General features: G+C 71.6%; 22 protein-coding genes and 1 tRNA gene. 6 read left to right on the forward strand and 17 right to left on the reverse strand.

Annotated elements, in window-relative coordinates; translation table 11 throughout:
* Positions 1–49: 49 nt before the first annotated feature.
* Together NBY69_RS18570 and NBY69_RS18575 are read right to left on the reverse strand one after the other, a co-directional pair.
* Positions 50–1,054, reverse strand: a complete 1,005-nt coding sequence (locus NBY69_RS18570) for a LacI family DNA-binding transcriptional regulator (RefSeq protein WP_250302130.1) — start codon at positions 1,052–1,054, stop codon at positions 50–52.
* Between the two features lie 332 nt (positions 1,055–1,386).
* Positions 1,387–1,617 (reverse strand): DUF4287 domain-containing protein, encoded by a 231-nt coding sequence (locus NBY69_RS18575; protein WP_250302131.1) that lies wholly within the window; start codon positions 1,615–1,617, stop codon positions 1,387–1,389.
* A gap of 143 nt (positions 1,618–1,760) precedes the next feature.
* On the opposite strand from NBY69_RS18575, the gene NBY69_RS18580 reads away from it, so the two are divergent.
* The gene (locus tag NBY69_RS18580; RefSeq protein WP_250302132.1) at positions 1,761–2,093 is read left to right on the forward strand and encodes a hypothetical protein; all 333 of its coding nucleotides are present in this window, start codon (positions 1,761–1,763) and stop codon (positions 2,091–2,093) included.
* A gap of 75 nt (positions 2,094–2,168) precedes the next feature.
* Here NBY69_RS18580 and NBY69_RS18585 read toward each other — a convergent pair whose 3' ends face one another.
* The 3 genes from NBY69_RS18585 to NBY69_RS18595 all read right to left on the reverse strand — a co-directional run bounded on the left by NBY69_RS18585 (position 2,169) and on the right by NBY69_RS18595 (position 5,790).
* Complete coding sequence (locus NBY69_RS18585; RefSeq protein ID WP_250302133.1) at positions 2,169–3,080, reverse strand: hypothetical protein; 912 nt, start codon at positions 3,078–3,080, stop codon at positions 2,169–2,171.
* A 295-nt stretch (positions 3,081–3,375) separates the two neighbouring features.
* The gene (locus NBY69_RS18590) at positions 3,376–4,596 is read right to left on the reverse strand and encodes an acetyl-CoA C-acetyltransferase (RefSeq protein ID WP_250302134.1); all 1,221 of its coding nucleotides are present in this window, start codon (positions 4,594–4,596) and stop codon (positions 3,376–3,378) included.
* 192 nt (positions 4,597–4,788) lie between these two features.
* Complete coding sequence (locus tag NBY69_RS18595) at positions 4,789–5,790, reverse strand: SGNH/GDSL hydrolase family protein (protein ID WP_250302210.1); 1,002 nt, start codon at positions 5,788–5,790, stop codon at positions 4,789–4,791.
* Between the two features lie 123 nt (positions 5,791–5,913).
* Here NBY69_RS18595 and NBY69_RS18600 point away from each other — a divergent pair, with 123 nt between their 5' ends.
* The gene (locus NBY69_RS18600; protein WP_250302211.1) at positions 5,914–7,299 is read left to right on the forward strand and encodes a cystathionine beta-synthase; all 1,386 of its coding nucleotides are present in this window, start codon (positions 5,914–5,916) and stop codon (positions 7,297–7,299) included.
* Positions 7,300–7,791: 492 nt separating this feature from the next.
* On the opposite strand, the gene NBY69_RS18605 is transcribed toward NBY69_RS18600, so the two are convergent.
* The 4 genes from NBY69_RS18605 to NBY69_RS18620 form a co-directional block, all read right to left on the reverse strand.
* A complete protein-coding gene (locus NBY69_RS18605) occupies positions 7,792–8,226 on the reverse strand; it encodes a hypothetical protein (RefSeq protein WP_250302135.1) in 435 nt (144 codons plus the stop codon).
* Between the two features lie 41 nt (positions 8,227–8,267).
* Positions 8,268–9,731: a cytosine permease gene (locus tag NBY69_RS18610; protein WP_250302136.1), complete on the reverse strand. Its 1,464-nt coding sequence runs from the start codon at positions 9,729–9,731 to the stop codon at positions 8,268–8,270.
* A 116-nt stretch (positions 9,732–9,847) separates the two neighbouring features.
* Positions 9,848–10,351: a cysteine dioxygenase family protein gene (locus NBY69_RS18615; protein WP_250302137.1), complete on the reverse strand. Its 504-nt coding sequence runs from the start codon at positions 10,349–10,351 to the stop codon at positions 9,848–9,850.
* On the reverse strand, positions 10,348–11,244 hold the full coding sequence (locus NBY69_RS18620) for an amidohydrolase (RefSeq protein ID WP_250302138.1): 897 nt from the start codon (positions 11,242–11,244) through the stop codon (positions 10,348–10,350). The genes NBY69_RS18615 and NBY69_RS18620 overlap by 4 nt, the downstream gene beginning before the upstream one ends.
* 91 nt (positions 11,245–11,335) lie before the next feature.
* On the opposite strand from NBY69_RS18620, the gene NBY69_RS18625 reads away from it, so the two are divergent.
* Positions 11,336–12,337 (forward strand): LacI family DNA-binding transcriptional regulator, encoded by a 1,002-nt coding sequence (locus NBY69_RS18625; protein ID WP_250302139.1) that lies wholly within the window; start codon positions 11,336–11,338, stop codon positions 12,335–12,337.
* Positions 12,338–12,551: 214 nt separating this feature from the next.
* Here the strand turns inward: NBY69_RS18625 and NBY69_RS18630 are convergent.
* The 5 genes from NBY69_RS18630 to NBY69_RS18650 form a co-directional block, all read right to left on the reverse strand.
* Positions 12,552–12,625: transfer RNA gene (locus tag NBY69_RS18630), tRNA-Met, on the reverse strand.
* A gap of 196 nt (positions 12,626–12,821) precedes the next feature.
* Entirely contained in the window at positions 12,822–13,751 is a 930-nt protein-coding gene (locus tag NBY69_RS18635; protein WP_250302140.1) for an ABC transporter substrate-binding protein, read from the reverse strand.
* 27 nt (positions 13,752–13,778) lie between these two features.
* A complete protein-coding gene (locus tag NBY69_RS18640) occupies positions 13,779–14,450 on the reverse strand; it encodes an ABC transporter permease (protein ID WP_250302141.1) in 672 nt (223 codons plus the stop codon).
* Positions 14,451–14,453: 3 nt separating this feature from the next.
* A complete protein-coding gene (locus NBY69_RS18645) occupies positions 14,454–15,098 on the reverse strand; it encodes an ABC transporter permease (protein WP_250302142.1) in 645 nt (214 codons plus the stop codon).
* On the reverse strand, positions 15,095–16,216 hold the full coding sequence (locus tag NBY69_RS18650) for an ABC transporter ATP-binding protein (RefSeq protein WP_250302143.1): 1,122 nt from the start codon (positions 16,214–16,216) through the stop codon (positions 15,095–15,097). Before NBY69_RS18650 ends, NBY69_RS18645 begins: the two co-directional genes overlap by 4 nt.
* A gap of 142 nt (positions 16,217–16,358) precedes the next feature.
* On the opposite strand from NBY69_RS18650, the gene NBY69_RS18655 reads away from it, so the two are divergent.
* From NBY69_RS18655 to NBY69_RS18665, 3 genes are read left to right on the forward strand one after another with little or no spacing between them, the layout of a single operon-like run.
* A complete protein-coding gene (locus NBY69_RS18655) occupies positions 16,359–17,837 on the forward strand; it encodes an aromatic amino acid ammonia-lyase (protein ID WP_250302212.1) in 1,479 nt (492 codons plus the stop codon).
* A 28-nt stretch (positions 17,838–17,865) separates the two neighbouring features.
* Positions 17,866–18,702 carry a MurR/RpiR family transcriptional regulator gene (locus NBY69_RS18660; protein ID WP_250302144.1) on the forward strand — a complete coding sequence of 279 codons (837 nt, stop codon included), beginning with the start codon at positions 17,866–17,868 and terminating at the stop codon, positions 18,700–18,702.
* A gap of 16 nt (positions 18,703–18,718) precedes the next feature.
* Positions 18,719–18,907, forward strand: a complete 189-nt coding sequence (locus tag NBY69_RS18665; protein WP_250302216.1) for a hypothetical protein — start codon at positions 18,719–18,721, stop codon at positions 18,905–18,907.
* A 6-nt stretch (positions 18,908–18,913) separates the two neighbouring features.
* On the opposite strand, the gene NBY69_RS18670 is transcribed toward NBY69_RS18665, so the two are convergent.
* The 3 genes from NBY69_RS18670 to NBY69_RS18680 all read right to left on the reverse strand — a co-directional run bounded on the left by NBY69_RS18670 (position 18,914) and on the right by NBY69_RS18680 (position 20,588).
* Positions 18,914–19,288, reverse strand: a complete 375-nt coding sequence (locus NBY69_RS18670) for a hypothetical protein (RefSeq protein ID WP_250302145.1) — start codon at positions 19,286–19,288, stop codon at positions 18,914–18,916.
* Positions 19,289–19,401: 113 nt separating this feature from the next.
* Positions 19,402–19,791, reverse strand: a complete 390-nt coding sequence (locus NBY69_RS18675) for a roadblock/LC7 domain-containing protein (RefSeq protein ID WP_250302146.1) — start codon at positions 19,789–19,791, stop codon at positions 19,402–19,404.
* A gap of 38 nt (positions 19,792–19,829) precedes the next feature.
* On the reverse strand, positions 19,830–20,588 hold the full coding sequence (locus tag NBY69_RS18680) for a transcriptional regulator (protein ID WP_250302147.1): 759 nt from the start codon (positions 20,586–20,588) through the stop codon (positions 19,830–19,832).
* Positions 20,589–20,606: the final 18 nt, after the last annotated feature.

Here is a 20,606-nt window from a genome sequence, read left to right on the forward strand (position 1 = left end):
GTGGTGGGTGGCGGCGGTGGTGGGCGGGGCCGTGGTGGTGGGTGGGCGGTCAGCTGGACGCGCGGATCACCAGGTCGGGGACGATCACGGCCTCCTCGGGCCGGTCACCGGACATCAGCGCCTCGACCTGGCGTACGGCGGCCCGGCCCAGCTGTTCCTTGTCGATGTGCAGCGTGGTGAGCGGGGGGTCGACGAGCCGCCCCAGCATCAGCCCGTCGCAGCCGACGAAGGCGCAGTCCCCGGGGACCGAGAGCCCCCGGGCCAGGGCGCGGCGCATGGCACCGATGGCGATGAGGTCGTTGTACGCGACCACCGCGGTGGCCCCCGGAAGGGCCGCCAGCAGCCGGTCCATCGCCTCCGCGCCGCCGTCCAGGGAGTTCTCGGCGGGCAGCACCCAGGCCTCGTCCACGGGCAGCGCGTGTTCGGCGGCCACCCGCAGGAAGAGCCCGTGCCGGGTGTCCGGCAGCAGGGCGTCGCTGTTCGCGCGGTCGTCGAGCATGGCGATCCGGGTGTGGCCACGGGCGGTCAGATGGCCGACCGCCTGCCGGATCCCCGACTCGAAGTCGATCCGGACACCGCCCACCGAGGGCGGCGGCGCCTCGTGGTTCAGCAGGACGAGCGGGATGCCGGAGGCGCGGATGCGCTCCACCGCCACCGGGTCGATCATGAACGCCACACAGGCGTCGACGTGTTCGGCGACGGTGTCGGCCACCGACGACTCGCGTTCCGTCGCGTGGCCGGTGCTGTGGACGGTGACCTGCCAGCCGCGTTTGTCGGCGGCCTCCATCACCCCCGACACCACCTCGGGGAAGAAGGGGTTGAGGACGTCCGCGATGACGAGTCCGACGGTGGTGACCCCCTGGCTGACCATGCCGCGGGCGAAGCGGCTCGGCCGGTAGCCCATCGCGCGGGCGACCTGGAGCACGTGCTGCCGGGTCGCCGGGTCGATCTCGGGCTTGTCGTTGATCGCCCGGGACACGGTCTGCCGGGAGACCCCGGCCGACCGGGCGACGTCGTCGATCGTGGCCCGTCGTGACGTGCTGGCTGCGGACAAGTGCGTCGCCCTTCTTGCCCCGGCCGGTGAACGGCCGGTGAGGGATGGGAAGACGGTGAGGACGGTGGAGGGAGCCGGGTACGTGAGCGCTCCCGGGAGCGCTCACGGGGTCATGATTCTGGCGCCCGGGATGCCTGTCAATACCGCCGGATCTCTGAAATCCCTTCCGGGCGAAGGCACTTGGCCCGTCGGACGTGGGCGCTCGGTGCGTCCGTGGCACGGCTGCCCGGCACGTCCCGGCGTGCTCACGGTCAAGGCGCGCGGCACGACAGCACTTCGCCCCGCAGGCCGGAGCCGACGGGGCGAAGACGGGGGGAGGGGGACCGTACGCCTCAGCGCAGCCGTCGGGCGGCTCGCCGCAGGTCGTACTCGTGGATGATCGCCTTGGCGTGGCCGTAGGCCAGGTGGTGCTCGGTCCTGAGCCAGCTGACCTTCTCGTCGAAACGGACGAGGGTGGGGCCTTCGTCGACGGCACGGAGCCAGTCGGACACTTCGCGGCCCGTGCACTGGGGGATGCGGGAGAGCAGATTGCGATGGGTCTCTTCGGAGAAGACTTGGGACATCGGCGCCTCCGGAGGCGTTGCGCTGAGTCGGCCGTGGAGAGCCCGGTGGTAGCGGGACGGGCCCTCGTGCTGGTCCTTCACTGCACCGTGCCTGAGCGTCGGCCCGTTGGCAACAGTCCTGGACGGGCGCGTAAGGTCGCGGCGTGCTTGATACGACCCCCCTCACCGCCGCAGTGGAACGCTTCGCCGACCGGCTGCGCGCCGCCCCGCAGAGCCGTCTTCAGCGGGGCGCCGCCGCCGACGGGCTCGCGCTGGCCAGGGAACTCTCGTCCCGCGCACAGCGCTTGGAGGCGCAGCGTCGGCAAGGGGCGGGCGCTGCCGTGCGGGTCATGCCAGACGCCGGGATATTCGCCGTGGCCGACCAACTCGCCGTAGCGGGGAACGACTTGGCCCTGGAGCTGCGAACGGCCTCGTCCGTGGAGCTGGACGAGGCCGTGAAGTTGGTGGAAGCGGCCGAGGCCGGTTCGGGTCTGTGAGGGGCGGGTCGGGTCCGCGGAGGGCCGTCGGGTGCGGGTGCTGCGGGGACTGCGGGCGCTGAGGGCGCTGCGGGACTACAGGGACGCGATGACGCGGTCGGCGAGGATGTAGACGTTCTCCTCGCCGCAGGTGAAGGTCAGCGCGTACGCACCGGAGATGCCGGAACCGCCCAGCAGGACCGGGGTGTCGCCCGCGCGCAGCGCCTCGGCGAGCCGTTCGGCGGTCTCGCGGTGGCCCGGGGTCATGCAGAGCGTGGTGCCGTCGGCGAAGACGTACACATCGAGCGTGCCGAGCGGGCCGGGGCGCACGTCGGAGAGCGCGGTGCGGGTCTCGGCCAGCTCTTCCAGGCGGGTCACCATGCGCTCGTGGTCGGTCACCACCGGTGTCCGGACCGGTACGAAGTCGGGGTGCGAGGGGTGCCTGCGGCGGGCGGCGGCCAGCTCGGCACTGTCGTTGGCGTACTCGTCGACGCCCGGCTCGTCGTCCGCCTCGATGCCTGCGTCGACGGCCGGTTCGAGCTCCGGCGCGAAGGGCGATTCGAAGCCGCGCCCCAGAAGGGCGTCGTTCAGGGCACTGTCCAGGCCACCGTCCGGACCGGATTCGAGGCCGGATTCGAAGCCGGTGAAGTCGGCCTGGCGCGGCAGGAAGAACGCGGCGTCCTCGCCGAGTCCGGCCAGACCGCCCAGCAGGGACGGGGTGTCCGCGGCGTCACGGGACTCCTGCGCCGCCCAGAAGGCGCGCGCCTCGGCCAGTTCGCGTTCGCGTTCCTCGGCCAGCGCCTCGGCGACGGCCGCGCGTATCTCCGCGACCGGAGTCTCACGGGCGGCCGGTACGGTGGCGCCCCGGGTGCCGCGGGACGTGGCAGCCAGGTCGTCGCGCAGGGCGGCGATCTGACCGCGCAGGCCGTGCGCGGCATAGAGGGACGCAGCGCCGACGGCCGTGGCGGCGGCCGTCGTCAGCAGCAGGGCAATCGACAAAGTGCTCACTGACTTACTCCCGGATTCAATCGTTCCCCGACTTCCTACATCAGCTTGTCGTGAGAGTGCTCCCACCGGCAGTGCATTACGTCATGAATTGGACAGGTCTTTGTGCCCTATGTTCTGTCCCGATACTGCTGTGACCTGCGGAAACAACTCTCCCCCGGGACGTAGGTCACATCCTGGGGGAGATTCGGTCACAGCTGGGTGGCGAGAGGCTTACCTGAGGCACGGTTGTGACAGGGGCGGCATCAGCCGTGCCTCTGGGTAGCGGAGTACTTCAGGCCGAACAAGCTGATTCAGGTCAGCTGAGGCGCTCGATGACCATGGCCATGCCCTGGCCGCCGCCGACGCACATCGTCTCCAGACCGAACTGCTTGTCGTGGAACTGGAGGCTGTTGATCAGTGTGCCGGTGATCCGCGCGCCGGTCATGCCGAAGGGGTGACCGACGGCGATGGCGCCGCCGTTGACGTTCACCTTGTCCAGGTCGAGGCCCAAGTCCTGGTAGGACGGGATGACTTGAGCGGCGAACGCCTCGTTCAGTTCGGCCAGGTCGATGTCGCCGATGGTCAGACCGGCCCGCTTCAGCGCCTGCTTCGACGCCTCCACCGGGCCGTATCCCATGATCTCGGGGGACAGGCCGGTGACCCCGGTCGAGACGATCCGGGCCAGCGGGGTCAGCCCCAGCTCGCGCGCCTTGGTGTCGCTCATGATGACGAGTGCGGCGGCGCCGTCGTTCAGCGGGCAGCAGTTGCCCGCGGTGACCCGGCCGTCGGGCCGGAAGACCGGCTTCAGGCCCTGCACGCCTTCGAGGGTGACTCCGGCGCGCGGGCCGTCGTCCTTCGAGACGACCGTGCCGTCGGGGAGCGTGACCGGGGTGATCTCCCGCGCCCAGAAGCCGTTCTTGATGGCTTCCTCGGCGAGGTTCTGGGACCGTACGCCGAACTCGTCCATCTCCTGGCGGCTGATGCCCTTGAGCCCGGCCAGGTTCTCGGCGGTCTGCCCCATCGCGATGTACGCGTCGGGCACCAGGCCGTCCTCGCGCGGGTCGTGCCAGGAGGCGCCCTCGCTCTCCGCCACCGCCGCGGTGCGCGCCTCCGCGTCCGCGAAGAGCGGGTTGTGCGTGTCCGGGAGGCTGTCCGAATTGCCCTTCACGAAGCGGGACACCATCTCGACACCGGCGGAGATGAAGACGTCGCCCTCGCCCGCCTTGATGGCGTGCATCGCCATCCGGGAGGTCTGGAGGGAGGAGGAGCAGTAGCGGGTGACCGTGCAGCCGGGAAGGTGGTCCATCCCCATCTGTACGGCGACGATGCGGCCCATGTTGTTGCCCTGCTCGCCGCCGGGCAGCCCGCAGCCGAGCATCAGGTCGTCGATGTCCGTGGGATCCAGCTCGGGGACCTTGGCGAGGGCGGCCTGGATGATGGTGGCGGTGAGGTCGTCGGCGCGCAGGTCCTTCAGCGAGCCCTTGAAGGCGCGGCCGATGGGGGAGCGGGCGGTTGACACGATCACGGCTTCGGGCATCACGGCTCCAGAGGGTGCGGTGGTCGGGTGACGGGGTGCTGGGGGTGGTGGTCGGGTTGCGTGCGGGCGGCGCAGGAAGGCACGGCTGATTGGAAGTTACCCGGACGTACCGTGAAGGTCACCGGACCGGGCATGTGATGCGGGACTCTTTTCTAAGCGACCGCTCAGGACGCGCCGGGGCGGTCCCGGATCTCACCCGTGCGGCGCAGTGTCGGCCGGTTCCGACGCCTCCGGTGTCTCCGGCAGCCGCCTCCGCCTGCGGTGCTTCAGCAGCGCCCACGGGGCCCGCGCCCCGGTGACCTCGGTACCCGCCTCCGACGCCGCTGCCGATGCGGCCTTCGCCACCGGGAGCATGTCCTCGTCGCGGGTCGCGTCCAGCCGGTCGGCCTCCGGCCACAGGCCCAGGGCCGCGCAGAGGGTGGGCAGGACCGCCATCGCGGCCGTCGCGTACCCCTCCGCCGACGGGTGGTAGTTGTCCGGGCCGAACAGCTCGCGCGGGTTCGCCGCGAACTCGGGGCCCAGCATCTCGCCCAGCGACACGGTCCGCCCGCCCTGTTCGACCACGCCGATCGTCTGGGCCGCCGCCAGCTGCCGCGAGACGCGGCGGGCCAGCCAGCGCAGCGGCTGGTAGACCGGCTCCACCGTGCCCAGGTCGGGGCAGGTCCCGACGATGACCTCCGCCCCTGCCGTGCGCAGCCGCCGTACCGCCGTGGCCAGGTGCCGCACGGACCGGGTGGCCGGCATCCGGTGCGTCACGTCGTTCGCGCCGATCATGATCACGCAGACCTCCGGCGTACCGGCGGGATCCGTGAGCACCAGCGTCACCTGGCGGTCCAGGTCGTCCGACATCGCGCCGGGCAGCGCCACGTTCCGCAGGTCCACCGGCCGCTCGGCCACCGCCGCGAGCCCGGAGGCCAGCAGCGCGGCCGGGGTCTGGCCCGCCCGTCGTACGCCCTGCCCCGCCGCCGTCGAGTCGCCGAGCATCGCGAGCCGCAGCGGCTCCAGGCGTTCGGTGCGCCCGGCGAACGCCAATCCGTACCGCCCGTCCGCGCTCGGCGCGTCCGGGGCCCGCCCACCGCCCACCGACCGCTTCGCCAGCTGGACCTCCGCGAGCACCACACCCACCGCAGCCGCTCCGACCAGGCCGATGCTTCCTCCGCCGTACGCCGCGCCCGCGGCGATCCGGCGTGCCACCCTCGCCCTCGACACTGCCACCTCCTCATGGCCGGACACCTGCCGGGCGGTGTCCGGCCGACCAAGTCGTAACTGCCCGGAGACCGGTGCCGCTCAATCTTCTCCAATACGCTGACCGCCATGGTGCACTTCCACGACTCGATGATCAGCCTCGTAGGCAACACCCCGCTGGTGAGGCTCAACCATGTGACCGCCGGTATCAGGGCGACCGTCCTGGCCAAGGTCGAATACTTCAACCCGGGCGGCTCCGTGAAGGACCGCATCGCCGTACGCATGATCGAGGCGGCGGAGCAGAGCGGTGAGCTGCAGCCCGGCGGCACGATCGTCGAACCGACCTCCGGGAACACCGGTGTCGGCCTTGCGATCGTGGCCCAGCAGAAGGGCTACAAGTGCATCTTCGTCTGCCCGGACAAGGTGTCCACGGACAAGATCAATGTGCTGCGGGCGTACGGCGCCGACGTCGTCGTCTGCCCGACGGCGGTCGACCCGGACCACCCCGACTCGTACTACAACGTCTCCGACCGCCTGGTCAGGGAGACGCCGGGCGCCTGGAAGCCCGATCAGTACAGCAACCCCAACAACCCGCGCTCGCACTACGAGACCACCGGTCCCGAGCTGTGGGAGCAGACGGAGGGGAAGATCACCCACTTCGTCGCGGGTGTCGGCACCGGCGGCACGATCACCGGCACCGGGCGCTATCTGAAGGACGTCTCGGACGGCCGGGTCCGGGTCATCGGCGCGGACCCCGAGGGCTCGGTGTACTCCGGGGGTTCCGGGCGGCCGTACCTCGTCGAGGGCGTCGGTGAGGACTTCTGGCCGACCGCGTACGACAGGACCGTCACGGACGGCATCGTCGCCGTGTCCGACAAGGACTCCTTCCGGATGACGCGCCGGCTCGCCAAGGAGGAGGGTCTGCTGGTCGGCGGCTCCTGCGGGATGGCGGTCGTGGCGGCGCTGAAGGTGGCGGAGGACCTGGGCCCCGACGACATCGTCGTGGTCCTGCTGCCGGACAGCGGACGCGGATACCTCTCGAAGATCTTCAACGACGAATGGATGAACGACTACGGGTTCCTGGAGCAGCCGGGCGACGAACCGTGCGTCGCCGACGTACTCGAGTACAAGTCGCACGGCATCCCCAGCCTGGTGCACATGCACCCGGAGGAGACGGTGGGCGAGGCGATCGAGGTGCTGCGGGAGTACGGCGTCTCGCAGATGCCGATCGTCAAGCCGGGGGCCGGACATCCGGACGTGATGGCGGCCGAGGTCATCGGCTCGGTGGTGGAGCGCGAGCTGCTCGACGCGCTGTTCACCCAGCGGGCCTCGCTGGGCGACGCCCTGGAGAAGCACATGTCGGCGCCGCTGCCGCTGGTCGGTTCGGGCGAGCCGGTCGGCGATCTGATGGCCGTGCTGGGCAAGGCGGACGCGGCGATCGTGCTGGTGGAGGGGAAGCCGAAGGGGGTCGTGACGCGGCAGGACCTGCTGGCGTTCCTCGCCAAGGTCGAGGCGTGACCGGCGCACGCTGAACGCGGAGCGTCCCTGATCCGGGCCGTCCTGATCCGGGCCCGTGCCGATCCGGGCCGTGCCGATCCGGGCCGTGCCGGTTCGGGCCGTGCCAATTCGGTACGTGCGTGTCACGTCCGCGCAGCACGGGCTTAACACCACTGGGGCACATTGGTGAGTGCCGGAAGGGAAACCTTCCGGCACCACGAACGGCGTCAAGGACCTCCGGAGCGGCTCCCGGCCTCCAGGACGCCACGGACGCGGTACCCCGGCCCTGACCCGGGACCGCGTCCCTCGCGGGGACCGTCGTCGTCCCGCCCTCCGGCCCGCCGGAGGTGCGGCGGTCCCCGCGGTCACCTCTTCGGTGTTCAGCTGTCCCGGTCGGAGTGGGAAGAGGGGGCGGATGTCGGTGGCTTCGCCGGGTGGGGCCTGAGCAGCCCCCGTCCCGCGCTGCGTGCACCGCCGGGGGTGCGGCGGTCCCCGCGGTCACCTCTTCGGCGTTCAGCTGTCCCAGTCGGAGGAAGAGGACGAGGACGACGACTTCACCCGGTGGAACCCGAACAGCCCCCCGTCCCGCGCCGCGTGCACCATGTTGACGCCGACGATGCCGACCCAGGTGGCGATGAGGCCCGGCAGATGTGCGTTCACCACGCCGATCGCCGACAGCGGGACGGCCAGGATCATCGTGACGATCCCGAATCCGAACCGCTCACCGAATCCGCTCTCCGACTGCGCCGGACGGCTGCCCCGGGCCACCGCCACCTGCTGCTCGGCGAACTGCCGCCGGACCCGCCGGTCCACCGTGCTGTCGAGCCGCTGCTCCACCTTCTCCAGGAACGACTCGACCAGGGCGGAGTCGTACTCCTCGCCCAGCTCCCTGCGGGCGTGCAGGGCGGCGTCGAGTTCCTTCTTCAGCTCTGCGTCGCTGGCTTCCATGTCGTACACGGTACGAATCCGGGGGCCCCGGAGCAGTGGGGCTAACCCCCCAATCCGATTCGGGGCTGCCTCCGGTCCGGCTCGTTCCGCCGGCCCGGCACCTGGCCCGGCACCTGGCCCGCCGCCGTGACGATCGTCGCTTCCGGGATGTGTGACGTGTCCCGGCGGGCCAGCAGCCAGTACAGCGCCGCCGGGACCACCAGCCCCACGATCCAGGAGATGTCCGCGCCGCCCAGCGGGTCCACCAGCGGGCCCGTGTAGAAGGACGTGGCCAGGAAGGGGAATTGGGCCAGCAGCCCGATGCCGTAGACCAGGAGCGCGTCCCAGCGCCAGGCGCCGTAGCGGCCGTTCGGGTCGGACAGGGCGGGGATGTCGTAGCGCTCGCGGGAGATCAGGTAGTAGTCGACCAGGTTGATCGCCGACCACGGGGTGAAGAAGGCCAGCAGGAACAGCAGGAAGTCCTTGAAGGAGTTCAGGAAGCTGTCCTTGCCCGCGAGCGCCACCGCCGTACCGGCGAGCATGATGAGCAGGATGTAGAGCGTGCGTCCGCGCGGGGAGAGGGTCTTCTGGCCGCGGAATCCGCTGATGCTCGTCACCATCGACATGAAGCCGCCGTAGGTGTTGAGCACATTGATGGTGAGTTTGCCCAGGGCGATGACGAAGTAGAGGACCGAGGCCATCAGGCCGGTGCCGCCGAGGCCGACCACGTAACCGACCTGGTCGTCGAGGAACGCGTCGCCCGCCGTGGCCGCGACGAGGACGCCGAACGTCATCGACCACTGGGAGCCCAGCGCGGTGCCGCCGAGGGTCCACCAGAACGTGGCACGTCCGCTCGTCGTGCGCGGCAGGTAGCGCGAGTAGTCCGCGACGTACGGGCCGAAGGCCAGCTGCCAGGAGGCCGAGAGCGAGATCGCGAGGAGGAACAGCGGGACGGAGAAGCTGTGGTCGTGCAGGACCGTGGAGAGGTCGATGCGGTCCAGCAGCCGGATGCCCAGGTAGACGAAGGCCACCGCGCACACGATGCTCGCCACCCGGCCCAGCGTGTGGATGATCCGGTAGCCGATGACGGCCATCACGGCGGTGATCACGCCGAAGACGATGATGCCTGTGGTGTCGCCGAGGTGGGTCAGCTTGCCCACCGCCTCGCCCGCCAGGACCGTGCCGCTGGCGAAGAACCCGACGTACATCAGGATGACGAGGAGGAGCGGGACCACCGCTCCCCGGACCCCGAACTGGGCGCGGGACGAGATCATCTGGGGCAGACCGAGCCGCGGTCCCTGCGCCGAGTGCAGCGCCATCACCGCGCCGCCCAGCAGATTGCCGAGCAGCAGGCCGACGATCGACCAGAGCGCGCCGCCGCCGAAGACCACGGCGAGCGCGCCCGTGACGACCGCGGTGATGTGGAGATTGGCGCCGACCCAGAGCGTGAACTGGGAGAAGGCGCTGCCGTGACGCTCCTCGTCCGGGACGACATCGATCGACCGCTGTTCCACCAGGCCTGCCATCCGACGGCCTCCTCTCTCGTCCCCCCGCACCCTCATGTATTGATCTATGCAGAGTGTGCGGTGATGAATGGAAGGTCAATAGGTGGCGGTCGATCGACTCGATAATCAGCGGATTCTCAGGCTGCGGGAGAGTCCATCGGTCGGAGTTCGTCCGCATATGAGACGGAATGGCGTCGCATCAGGCCGTCATCGCTGATGTCGTACTGGCCGAGCCGCCAGAGCGGCGGCGAGTACGCGTGGATCGAGACCGCGTCGTCCGTGGCCCCGGTGAGGCGGTGGATGTGGTCCGGGCCGAAGCAGAACGAGGTGTCCGCGCCGACCGCCGTGGCCAGGTGGTGGCCGCCGATGCGGGGGTTGGACTCGGTCAGCGCGCCCTGGACCACCCGGACCGCGCCGGACGAGATGTCGTGGTCGTGCCAGCCGGTGTCGTTCTGCCGGGTCCAGCAGAGCAGCCAGATGTCCACGTACTCGTCGCGGTGCAGCGAGGCGTAGTGGCGGTCGGTGTCGGAGAACGCGACCTCCGAGCGCCACAGCTCCGGCCTGGCCGCCAAGTCGTCGACCAGGGCCCGGAGTTCACGCTTGTCGAGATTGCGGTCGGGCAGCGCGGCGTCGTACGTCATGGGCGTGCTCCGTTCAGGAGGCGGGCGGGGTTGGTGGCACGCAGGGCGTGGACGGCGGCGTCGGCCCCGAGGTCGGGGTGGACGGGGACGGCGTACGGGCGGTCGCTGCCCGAGACGACCACATCGATGCCGACGGCCCGGACCAGCGCGTCCACGGCCCGGGTGCCGTACGAGGAGGTCTCGTAGAAGGCGTCGAAGTCCACCGGGCCGCGTCCGCCGCCGCGCGCCGCGAGGCGCTCGCCGTGCAGCGGGGCGAGGCCCGCCAGGGCGGCGAAGCAGATGCGCAGCCCGGGATGGCGCGGGCGGCCGAACGCACGGAAGGCGAACCACGCGGCGTGCATCTGCTGGAGGTACGGCACCAGAGCGGGCCACCACGGCGGCGCGCCGGGGTCGCCGGCCGGGGCCGCGCCCGGGTGGACGAAGAGCGGCTTGTCCGCGCGGGTGAGGGTGTCGATCAGCGGGGCGCAGTGGGCCCAGCCCGCCTCGTCCAGCAGCGCGGTGGCCGGGAGTTGGAGGCCCGCGCAGCCCCGGTCGAGGGTGTCGGCGAGCGAGTCCGGGTCGGGGGCGACGAGACCGGCCGAGGCCCAGACACCGAAGGGGGCGGGCAGCGCCAGGGCGCCCTCGTGGAAGGCGGCGAGGAGCGGGGCCGACTCGGCGGGTGGCAGATATTCGATACCGAGGGGGCTGGAGAGCGAGACGAGTGCCAGCCCGAGGCCGTCGGAGCGGGCGAGCGCGGTGCGGGCGGCGAGGTCGTGGTCGGCGGGGTCGACCTGGTACGGCGGTTCGCCCGGCAGGTGGAGCGTCCATCCGTCGAGGTGCGGACCTGTCCGGCGGGCGCGCAGCAGCTCCGTGAAGGCCGGGGGCCAGAGATGTTGGTGGACGTCTACAAGCAAGGGTCACTCTCGTGTTAAGCGGTTCAGTGATGCGCTTAAGTGAAGCGGTTAACGAGGCGGGGTGTCAAGAGCGGCCGGTAGGCTTCCGGGCATGGCCAGGCCCAGCAAGCGCACCACCCTCCGCGAGGTGGCCGAGGCCACCGGACTCTCCACTGCCGCCGTCTCGTACGCCCTGCGCGGCAAACAGGTCTCCAAGGAGACCGAGGAACGCGTCCGCAGAGCCGCCGCCGAGCTGGGTTACGAGGCCGATCCCATCGCCCGTGCCCTCGCCAGCGGCCGTACGAGCATGGTCGGCGTCCTCGCCGGTGACCTCCAGGACCTCTGGCAGCAGCAGTTGATGGCGGCCATAGGACGGGAACTGCTCGCGGGGGACCGGTACGCGCTGATCCTCGACGCGGGCGGCGACCCGGACCGGGAGCTCGTCCTCGCCAAACAGCTGCGTGACCAGCGGGTGGACGGCCTGCTGGTGTCGCCCGTCGACCCGTCGGCCGGGGGCTGGGCGAAGATCGCCGACGCGGTGCCGGTGGTCTCGATCGGGGACTCGCTCCAGCAGGCGAGCACCGCGGGCGAGGTGCTCTTCGACAACCGGGCCGGTATCGATGCGGTGCTCGGGTACCTGGCGGGGCTCGGGCACCGGTGCGTGACGGTGCTGACGCCCACCGGGCCCAGTACGCCCGACCGGCCCGCGGACGTGTATGTGCGGGAGGCGGCGGACCGGCTCGGCCTGGAGGTCGAAGTCGTGCCCTGCGCGCAGGAGTTGGGCGAGGCCACCGGGGTCGCCCGAGGGGTTCTCGGGGGGCGTTCGACGGCGGTCTTCTGCTTCTCGGACTCGATCGCGTACGGGGTGTACGCGGCGGCGGCGGAGGCCGGGCGGGTGATCGGGCGCGATCTCTCGGTGGTCGGCTTCGACGACCATCCGGTGTCGCGGGTGCTGACGCCCGCGCTGACCACGCTGGACTGGGGGCTCGCGGAGATCGCCACGCAGGCGGCGCGGCTCGCGGTGGCGGCGATCGAGGGGCGCCGGGTACGGCGGAAGCGGGTGCTGTGCGCGCCGCGGCTGGTGGAGCGGGGGTCCGCGACGCGGGCCGGGTAGACCTGGGCCGGGCAGGCCTGGGCCGGGCAGGCCTGGGCCGGGCAGGAAGTCCGGCCGGTCGGGAAAGTCGGGCCGGTCGGGAAGTCGGGCCGGTCGGGAAGTCGGGCCGGTAAGGAAAGTCGGGCCGGTAAGGAAAGTCCGGCCGGTCTCTGCCCCGCCGGGAACGGAAAACACCGCAGGCCCGGTGCTTGCGCACCGGGCCTGCGGTCTTCAGTAGCGGGGACAGGATTTGAACCTGCGACCTCTGGGTTATGAGCCCAGCGAGCTACCGAGCTGCTCCACCCCGCGTCGGTAACCCCGACAGTACGGGTTCGGGGACCAGGTGGGAAATCGCCCCCGTCGCGCCCCTGCGCTCGCGGCCGTCATCCGAGCCCGGCGAAGCCCCCCCCGGACATGGCCTACGCCGTCACCCAAGCCCGGCGAAGACCGGCCGGACACGGCCCGCGCCGTCATCCGAGCCCGGCGAAGACCCACCGGACACGGCCTACGCCGTCAGCTTCTGCCGCTTGAGCCACGCGTCGGCCACCCGGTCAGGGTCCTGCTTGTCCTTGTCCACCAGCCGGTTCAGCCGGGTCAGTTCCGCCGTGGTGAGCGCGTTGCCCAGCTCCGCCAGCGCCTTGCGGACCTTGGCGTCCGCCTTGCGGGCGGCGACCAGCGGGACGATGTGCTGCGCGGGCACCAGGTTCTTCGGGTCCTCCAGGACGACCCACTTGTTCGCCGCCACGTCCACGTCCGTCGTGAAGACGTTCGCCACGTCCACGTCGCCCTTCTTCAGCGCGCCCTTCACCAGCGGCCCCGACGAGTCGAGGGCCTTGAACTCCTTGAACTCCACGCCGTACTGGTCCTTCAGCCCGACGACTCCGACGACCCGCTTCTTCATCTCGGCGGCGGCCCCGAAGACCAGTTTCCCGTTGGCCTTCTTCAGGTCGGCGAGGGTCTTCAGGCCGTACCTATCGGCGGTCTCGCGGGTGACCGCGAAGCTGTCGCGGTCCTCGGCCGCCGCGTACGGCAGCACCTCCAGGCTCGCCGGGAGCACCGCGGCGAGCGCGTTCTGCATGGCGCCCGCCTCCGTCTCGGTGGCCTTCGGATCCAGGTAGAGCAGCAGGCTGCCCTGGTACTCGGGGAGCAGGTCGATGTCGCCGCCCTTCAGCGCGGGCACGATGATCTCCCGCGAGCCGAGGTTGGGCTTGACCGTGGTCTTGATGCCCGCGGCCTTGAGCACCCCCGCGTAGAGGTAGCCGAGTATCTGGTTCTCGGTGAAGTTGGCGGTGCCGATGACCAGGCCGCCCGAGCTGCTGCCGGTGTCGCCGCCGGATCCGTCCCCGTTCAGGGACGTGATGCCGGACGAGCAGGCGGCGAGCAGCGGTGCGGAGGCACCGGCCAGCAGGGCGGTGAGTGCGGTACGTCGGTTCATCTCGGGTCTCCAGAAGTCAGCGGGCGGTCAGCGGGCGGTGGTGGGCCGGCCGCGCAGCAGCAGCCGCTGCACCCCGCCCAGGGCCAGGTCGGCGAGGACGGCGAGGACGGCGACGAGCACCGCGCCGCCGAGTACCTGCACCAGATCGCGCTGGGCCAGGCCGTCGAACACGTAGCGGCCCAGGCCGCCGAAGCTGACGTAGGCGGCGATGGTGGCGGTGGCGACGACCTGGACGGTCGCCAGCCGGATGCCGGTCATGATCAGGGGGAGCGCCAGGGGGAGTTCGACCTGCCAGAGGACCTGGTGCCCGCGCAGGCCGACGCCCTTCGCCGCGTCCTTGACCTCGGGGTCGACGGCGGCCATGCCCGCGTACGTATTGGTGATGATCACCGGCACGGCGAGCGCCACCAGCGAGATGTACACCGGCCAGATGGAGAGGCCGCCCGCGAGGAAGACCAGGGTGACCAGGCCGACGGTCGGCAGCGCGCGGCCGAAGGAGGCCAGGTTGACCGCGAGGAACGCGCCGCGTCCGGTGTGGCCGATCAGCATGCCGATGGGCAGCGCGATCACGGCGGCGACGACGGTGGCCAGCAGCGAGTACTGGAGGTGTTCGACGAGCCGGTGGGCGATGCCTTCCGGGCCGGACCACTGGGCGGAGCTGGTCAGCCAGGTGGCGAGGTTCTTGAGGAGTTCGATCACGGCTCAGGCACCTCGCTCGTGGGTCCACGGCGTGCACAGCCACTGGACGGTGACCAGCAGCGCGTCCGCCACCAGGGCGAGCAGCAGGGTCAGGACCACCCCGGCGACGACCGGGGTGGGGTAGTTGCGCTGGAAGCCGTCGGTGAAGAGCTGGCCGAGGCCGCCGTACCCGATGTAACTGGCCACGCTCACCAGGGAGATCGACATCACGGTGGAGACCCGGACACCGGCCATGATCACCGGGAGCGCGAGCGGCAGCTCGACGGTGAGCAGGGTGCGCAGCGGCCTGGTGCCCATGGCGGTCGACGCCTCGCGCACCCTGGCGGGCACCGCGTCCAGGCCCTCGACGGTGTTCCGTACGAGCACGACCAGGGTGTACGCGGTCAGCCCGGTGATCGCGGTCGTCCGGGTCAGCCCGGTGATCGGGAGCAGCAGGACGAAGAAGGCGAGGGACGGGATCGTGTAGAGGATGTTGGAGAGACCGAGGACGAAGCCGCGCAGCGGCCGTACCCGGTGGGCGAGGACCGCCAGGGGGAGCGCGATCAGCAGGCCGAGGAGGACCGCGGGTACCGCGGTGGAGAGATGGTCCGCGGTGAGATGGGTCATCTCACCGGTGTGGTCGGGGAACCAGCCCCAGTCGATGGTCATGCGGCGCTGCCCGTGCCCGCTGCCGCGTGGGCCTCGCCCGCGCGGTCGTGGATGTCGTCGCGCGCGGTGACGCCGGTCAGGACGCCTGCCGCGTCGACGCGGGCGACGAGACCGGCCGGGGAGGCGACCGATTCGTTGAGCGCGGAGAGCAGCGAGTCGGTGTCGCGCAGGGCCCGTACGGGCAGCAGCCGGGCGTCGCCCGCGGTGTCGTTCGTGGGGCCGGACGCCTTTTCGGCCTCGGCGTCGAGCCAGCCGAGCGGCTTGCCGTCGGCCGAGACGACCAGCTGCCAGCGGGCCGCGCCCTTGGCGGCGGAGAGCTTCTCGCCGGCCCGGACGGTGGGGGTCGCGGTCTGCGGTACGCCCGCGAGCGTGGACAGCGAGAGGAGCTTCAGCCCGCGCTCGGCGCCCAGGAAGTCCGCGACGAAGGCGTCGGCGGGACGGGCGAGGAGTTCGGCGGGCTCCGCGCACTGGACGAGATGGCCGCCGGTACGGAAGACGGCTATTCGGTCGCCGAGCCGCACGGCCTCGTCTATGTCGTGGGTGACGAAGACGATCGTCTTGTCGATGTCCTGCTGGAGCCTGAGCAGCTCGTCCTGGAGCTGGGTGCGGACCACCGGGTCCACCGCGCCGAACGGCTCGTCCATCAGCAGGACCGGCGGGTCGGCGGCGAGCGCGCGGGCCACGCCGACCCGCTGCTGCTGGCCGCCGGAGAGCTGGTGCGGGTAGCGCTTCGCGGTGTCGGCGTTCAGTCCGACGGTCTCCAGCAGCTCGGCGGCGCGGGCACGGGCCTTCTTCCGGCCCCAGCCGAGGAGGAGCGGGACCGTCGCCACGTTGTCGAGGATCGTCCGGTGCGGGAAGAGCCCGGACTGCTGGATGACGTAACCGATGCCGCGCCGCAGGTCGGCGGCGTCCGCCTCGCGGATGTCCTTGCCCGCGAGACGGATGGTCCCCGAGGTCTGCTCGACCATGCGGTTGATCATGCGGAGCGTGGTCGTCTTCCCGCAGCCGGACGAGCCGACGAGGACGGTGATCTGCCCCTCCGGCATGTCCAGGCTGAGGTCGTGGACCGCGGTGGTGCCGTTCGGGAAGCGTTTGTGCACGGAGTCGAATTCGATCATCGGTCATCCCTTGCCGGGCTGCATATGGTCATGCAGAGTTCTTGGTGGCTGAATAATTTGTCATGGGGCTGTGGTGAGAGGTCGGGCGGTACGAGGCCATGGGGCAAGACCGTATGTCGGAAAAAGGAGGCGTTCGCGCATGATGTCGTCCCGCACGGTGGACACCCCGACCGGCATCGTGGTCCTCGACGGTGAGTCCCTTCCGGTTTCCGATGTGGTGCGACTGGCGCGTGGTACGGCCAGGCCCGTACCCGGAACCGAAGCGATGAAGCGTGTCGAATGGTCGTGGGACGCGGCCCGTGAGCTCGCCGCGTCGGGCCGCGTGTACGGCCGCTCCACCGGTGTCGGGGCCAACCGTAACGAGTCCGTGCCCTCCGGCGCCGCCGCCGACCACGGACTGCGGCTGCTGCGCTCGCACGCCGGGGCCATCGGCGACCCGCTCCCCGCGCACGAGGTCAGGGCCATGCTCGCGGTCCGCGCCAACCAGCTGCTCGCCGGTGGGGCCGGACTGCGGCCCACCGTCGTCACCGCGCTCTGCGAGGCCCTGGAGTCCGGCGCCCACCCCGTCGTCAACGAGTTCGGCTCGGTCGGTACGGGAGACATCGCCGCCCTCGCCCAGCTGGGACTCGCCCTGGCCGGCGAGCACCCCTGGGAGGGCGGTGCGCCGCCCGCCGCGCAGCCCCTCGACAACAACGACGCCCTCGCACTGATCAGCAGCAACGCCCTCACCCTCGGCCAGTCCGCGCTCGCCCTCGACGAGCTGCGCCGGCTGGTGTCCGCGACCCAGGTGGTGGCCGCGCTGTCGCTGCTCGCCGTGGACGGCTCGTTCGAGGCGTACGCGGAACCGGTGCACGCGGCCCGCCCGCACCCCGGCTCGTACGCGGTCGCCGCCCGCAGCCGCTACCTGCTGGGCGCCCCCGAGCGGCCCACCCCGCCGCTGGGCCGCATCCAGGACCCGTACGGTTTCCGCTGCGTACCGCAGATCCACGGCCCCGCACACGACGCGGCCGACCTGCTGGAGCGGACCATCGCCATCGAGATCAACGCGGCGGCCGAGAACCCGCTGATCCGCCCCGCCGACATGGCCGCCTACCACCACGGCGGCTTCTACATGGCCCAACTGGTCCTGGCCCTCGACCACTTCAGGCTGGCCCTCACCCAGACGGCCCGGCTCTCGACCTCCCGGCTCTCCGCGCTGAACGAACCCGCGCTCACCCGGCTGAGGCCCTTCCTGGCCGACGGCGAGGCCGCCTCGTCGGGCGTGATGATCCTGGAGTACGCGGCCGGGGCGGCCCTCGGTGACCTGCGGGCCTTCTCCGCGCCGGCCTCGCTCGGGCATGCTGTTCTCTCCCGCGGCGTCGAGGAACAGGCCAGCTTCGCCTCACTGGCGGCCCGGCAGGCGCTGCGGGCCGGGCGGGCGTACCGGTACGTCGTCGGCTGCGAACTGGTCGCCGCCGTAAGGGCGTTGCGCCAGCGCGAGCTGCGGATCGACCCCGGCCTGCCGGTCGGCCGCGCCTTCGAGCTGGCGGACGCGGTACTCGATCCGGACCCGGCGGACCGGCCGCTGACCGGCGATGTGGAGGCGGCAGCCGCGCTGCTCGACCGGTTCAATGAACTCTGACACGGACATGGATCTTGAGGGGGACGGCATGAGCGACAGCCCGGCCGCACGGCTGCAACAGCTCTTCGAAGGGCACCGGCTGACGCCGACCCAACGGCGGATCGCGCACTGCATGGTGCGCCGGGCCGCCGACGCGCCGTTCCTCTCGTCGGTCGAGCTGGCCGAGCTGGCCGGTGTCAGCCAGCCCTCCGTCACCCGCTTCGCCGTCGCGCTCGGCTTCGACGGCTACCCGGCGCTGCGCAAGCACCTGCGGGAGGTCGCACCGAACGGGCGGGCGGTCGGCGGGGACAGCCTCAACGAGTACCAGCAGGCCGTCCAGGGCGAGTTGGAGAATCTGCGGCAGCTGTCCGAACTGCTCGCCGACCCGTCACTCGTGGAACGGGCGGGACGGCTGCTCGCCGGGTCGCCGACCCTGCCGGTGCTCGGCCTGCGTGCCGCGTCCTCGCAGGCCAGGGGGTTCGCGTACTTCGCGGCGAAGGTCCACCGGGACGTCCGGCTGCTCGACGAGGGCGGCACGATGCTGGCCGACCGCATCGACGCGTCGGTACGGGCGGGCGCCACGGTGCTGCTCTGTTTCGCGCTGCCGCGCCACCCGCGCGAGGTGGTCGAGGCACTGGCGTACGCGCAGTCGGCGGGGCTGACCGTGGTGACGGTCGCCGACTCGGCCTTCGCGCCGGTCGCCAAGCACAGCGACATCCTGATCCCGGCGGCGGTCGGCACCGGTCTGGCCTTCGACACGGCCTGCGGGCCGATGCTGCTCGGCCGGGTGCTGCTGGAGGCGATGTGCGACGAGCTGCCGCAGGCGCAGTCGCGGCTGGAGGAGTTCGACGCGCGGGCGGCGGCGCGGGGGCTGTTCGTGGAGTAGCGCCCGTTCTCGTGGTGTGCGCGGCGCCCTTCCGCGTCCACGGCGTGCGCAGGGGCCCGTTCTCGCGGCGTACGCGGACGACCTGCTCCTCTGGGTCCGTACGGACTGGATCGCCCGGGGCCCGGCCGGGAAGCAGGTCAAGGGCTACCGCTCCACGGGCGTACTGGCGGGCGACGCCGCACCCGGCGGGGCGCGGCGCCGCTGACCGGGCTCACACCTCCAGCTCGGCCTCGATCTTCCTCAGCTGGTGGCGGGCCATCGCGAGATTGGCCCGGGACTTGTCCAGCGCGAGATAGAGGAACAGGCCCGTGTTGTCGCGTCCCTTGAGCAGCCGGATCAGGTGGTACTGCTCGCCCAGCGTGATCAGGATGTCCTCGATCTCGTCCTTCATGCCGAGGTGCTCCATGGTCCGCACCTTGGCGCGCACCACATCCGTGTTCCCGGCGGCGGCCACCGCCAGATCGAGGTCCTTGCCACCACCGAGCGTGCCGAGGGCCATGCCGCTGGTGAAGTCGACGAGCGCCGCGCCGAGCGCGCCCTCGATCGAGGTCATCGCGTCCTTGAGTGCGTTCTCGGTGTTCGCCATGAGGGGTGCACTTCCTTTCTCGTGGGTGGATTTCCTGGTGTGGTTCCGTGCGTGGTCCGGTGCGGTCCTGGCACGGGCGGCGCCGGAACGGCCCGCCCGTGAGGGGGAGTTGGTCATGGGCTCTCCAGCCGGTCGAGGGCGCCGTCGACCAGCTCGCCGATCCGGGTGCCGGCCCGGCGGGCTTCGAGGTGCAGGCGGCCCACGTTGACGCGCGGCCGGGCGAGCAGGGTGAGGACGGCGGACGGGCCTGCCGCGTAGGTCGCGACATAGCCGTTCTCGCCACGGACCAGCAGCTCGCGGAAGCCGCCCTGGCCCGTCGTCTCGGTCAGCCGCTGGGCGACACCGAGGGCGGCGGCGGTCAGTGCCGCGACGGACTCGGCCTCCGCCGCGGCGTCCTGCGCCAGCACCAGTCCGTCGACGGTGGCTGCGAGCGCCCCGCCGATCAGCGGCACCCGGGCTCTCAACCGGCGTAGCTCTTCGAGGACTTCGGACTCGGCGGACATCAGCTGTCTCCTCTCGGCGCGCTGCCGCAGGGAGCGGATCACAGCGTGGCCTCCAATGCGTCTCGCAGCCGTTGGAGCAGGGCGACATCCGGGTCCCGAGCCACCTCGCCGACCCAGGCGGGGACGGCGGAGGCGGGCGGCGCGGGTGTCCGCGGGGTCTCGACGGCGCCGGCGGCTGCCAGCCTGCGGACGTCGATGAGGACGTGGAAGGCCGGGCGCCCCAGCGTCCGCGCGATGTCCGGCGGGGTCCGTACGCCGTCGGCCAGCGCGAGTACCGCGCGCTGGCGCGGGGTGACGGGCGTGCCGGGGACGTCGGCCGCGCGGCTGCGGTGCGGGGCCCGCACCACGGGGGCGCTGTCGAGGTCGGGGTACGGCCACAGCCGGTCGAGCAGTTCACGGCGGCGCGCCGCCTCCCGCTCCACCGCGTCGGCGGGTACGGGGTGCACCGGGCCGATCCAGTGGGCCACCCCGTAACGGAACCGGGTGGGGCCGCTGCCCGGCGCCAGGGCGAAGTACGCCGCGTCGTGCAGCGCGCCCAGGTGGCAGATCTCCAGCTCGCCCCCGGCCACCTGCCCGCTCTCGACGAGGAACCGGCCGACCGATCCCTTGGCCCCGGCCCGGTCGACGGCCTGCTGCCACCCCTCGGGGCGGAGCCGTCCGGTGGTGGTCAGCAGGATGTCGATACCGGGGGCGGCCGGGCTCTCGGCGTGCACCACCTGGCCGTCGACCAGGTAGAGGGTGCCGCGGTCACGCAGCAGGGCGCCGGTGGCGCGTTCGCCCGCGAGGCGGACGAGCATCGGGGAGACGCTGCTCTG

Source organism: Streptomyces sp. A 4/2, assembly GCF_940670765.1.
GTDB lineage: Bacteria > Actinomycetota > Actinomycetes > Streptomycetales > Streptomycetaceae > Streptomyces.

Bases quoted from the DNA above. Each gene is read 5' to 3' on its own strand.
- NBY69_RS18625 (WP_250302139.1), top strand. From the start codon at position 11,336: ATGGCCAGGCCCAGCAAGCGCACCACCCTCCGCGAGGTGGCCGAGGCC.
- NBY69_RS18655 (WP_250302212.1), top strand. From the start codon at position 16,359: ATGTCGTCCCGCACGGTGGACACCCCGACCGGCATCGTGGTCCTCGAC.
- NBY69_RS18605 (WP_250302135.1), bottom strand. From the start codon at position 8,226: ATGGAAGCCAGCGACGCAGAGCTGAAGAAGGAACTCGACGCCGCCCTG.
- NBY69_RS18590 (WP_250302134.1), bottom strand. From the start codon at position 4,596: ATGCCCGAAGCCGTGATCGTGTCAACCGCCCGCTCCCCCATCGGCCGC.
- NBY69_RS18610 (WP_250302136.1), bottom strand. From the start codon at position 9,731: ATGGCAGGCCTGGTGGAACAGCGGTCGATCGATGTCGTCCCGGACGAG.
- NBY69_RS18680 (WP_250302147.1), bottom strand. From the start codon at position 20,588: ATGCTCGTCCGCCTCGCGGGCGAACGCGCCACCGGCGCCCTGCTGCGT.
- NBY69_RS18650 (WP_250302143.1), bottom strand. From the start codon at position 16,216: ATGATCGAATTCGACTCCGTGCACAAACGCTTCCCGAACGGCACCACC.
- NBY69_RS18635 (WP_250302140.1), bottom strand. From the start codon at position 13,751: ATGAACCGACGTACCGCACTCACCGCCCTGCTGGCCGGTGCCTCCGCA.
- NBY69_RS18615 (WP_250302137.1), bottom strand. From the start codon at position 10,351: ATGACGTACGACGCCGCGCTGCCCGACCGCAATCTCGACAAGCGTGAA.
- NBY69_RS18575 (WP_250302131.1), bottom strand. From the start codon at position 1,617: ATGTCCCAAGTCTTCTCCGAAGAGACCCATCGCAATCTGCTCTCCCGC.
- NBY69_RS18645 (WP_250302142.1), bottom strand. From the start codon at position 15,098: ATGACCATCGACTGGGGCTGGTTCCCCGACCACACCGGTGAGATGACC.
- NBY69_RS18660 (WP_250302144.1), top strand. From the start codon at position 17,866: ATGAGCGACAGCCCGGCCGCACGGCTGCAACAGCTCTTCGAAGGGCAC.
- NBY69_RS18675 (WP_250302146.1), bottom strand. From the start codon at position 19,791: ATGTCCGCCGAGTCCGAAGTCCTCGAAGAGCTACGCCGGTTGAGAGCC.
- NBY69_RS18670 (WP_250302145.1), bottom strand. From the start codon at position 19,288: ATGGCGAACACCGAGAACGCACTCAAGGACGCGATGACCTCGATCGAG.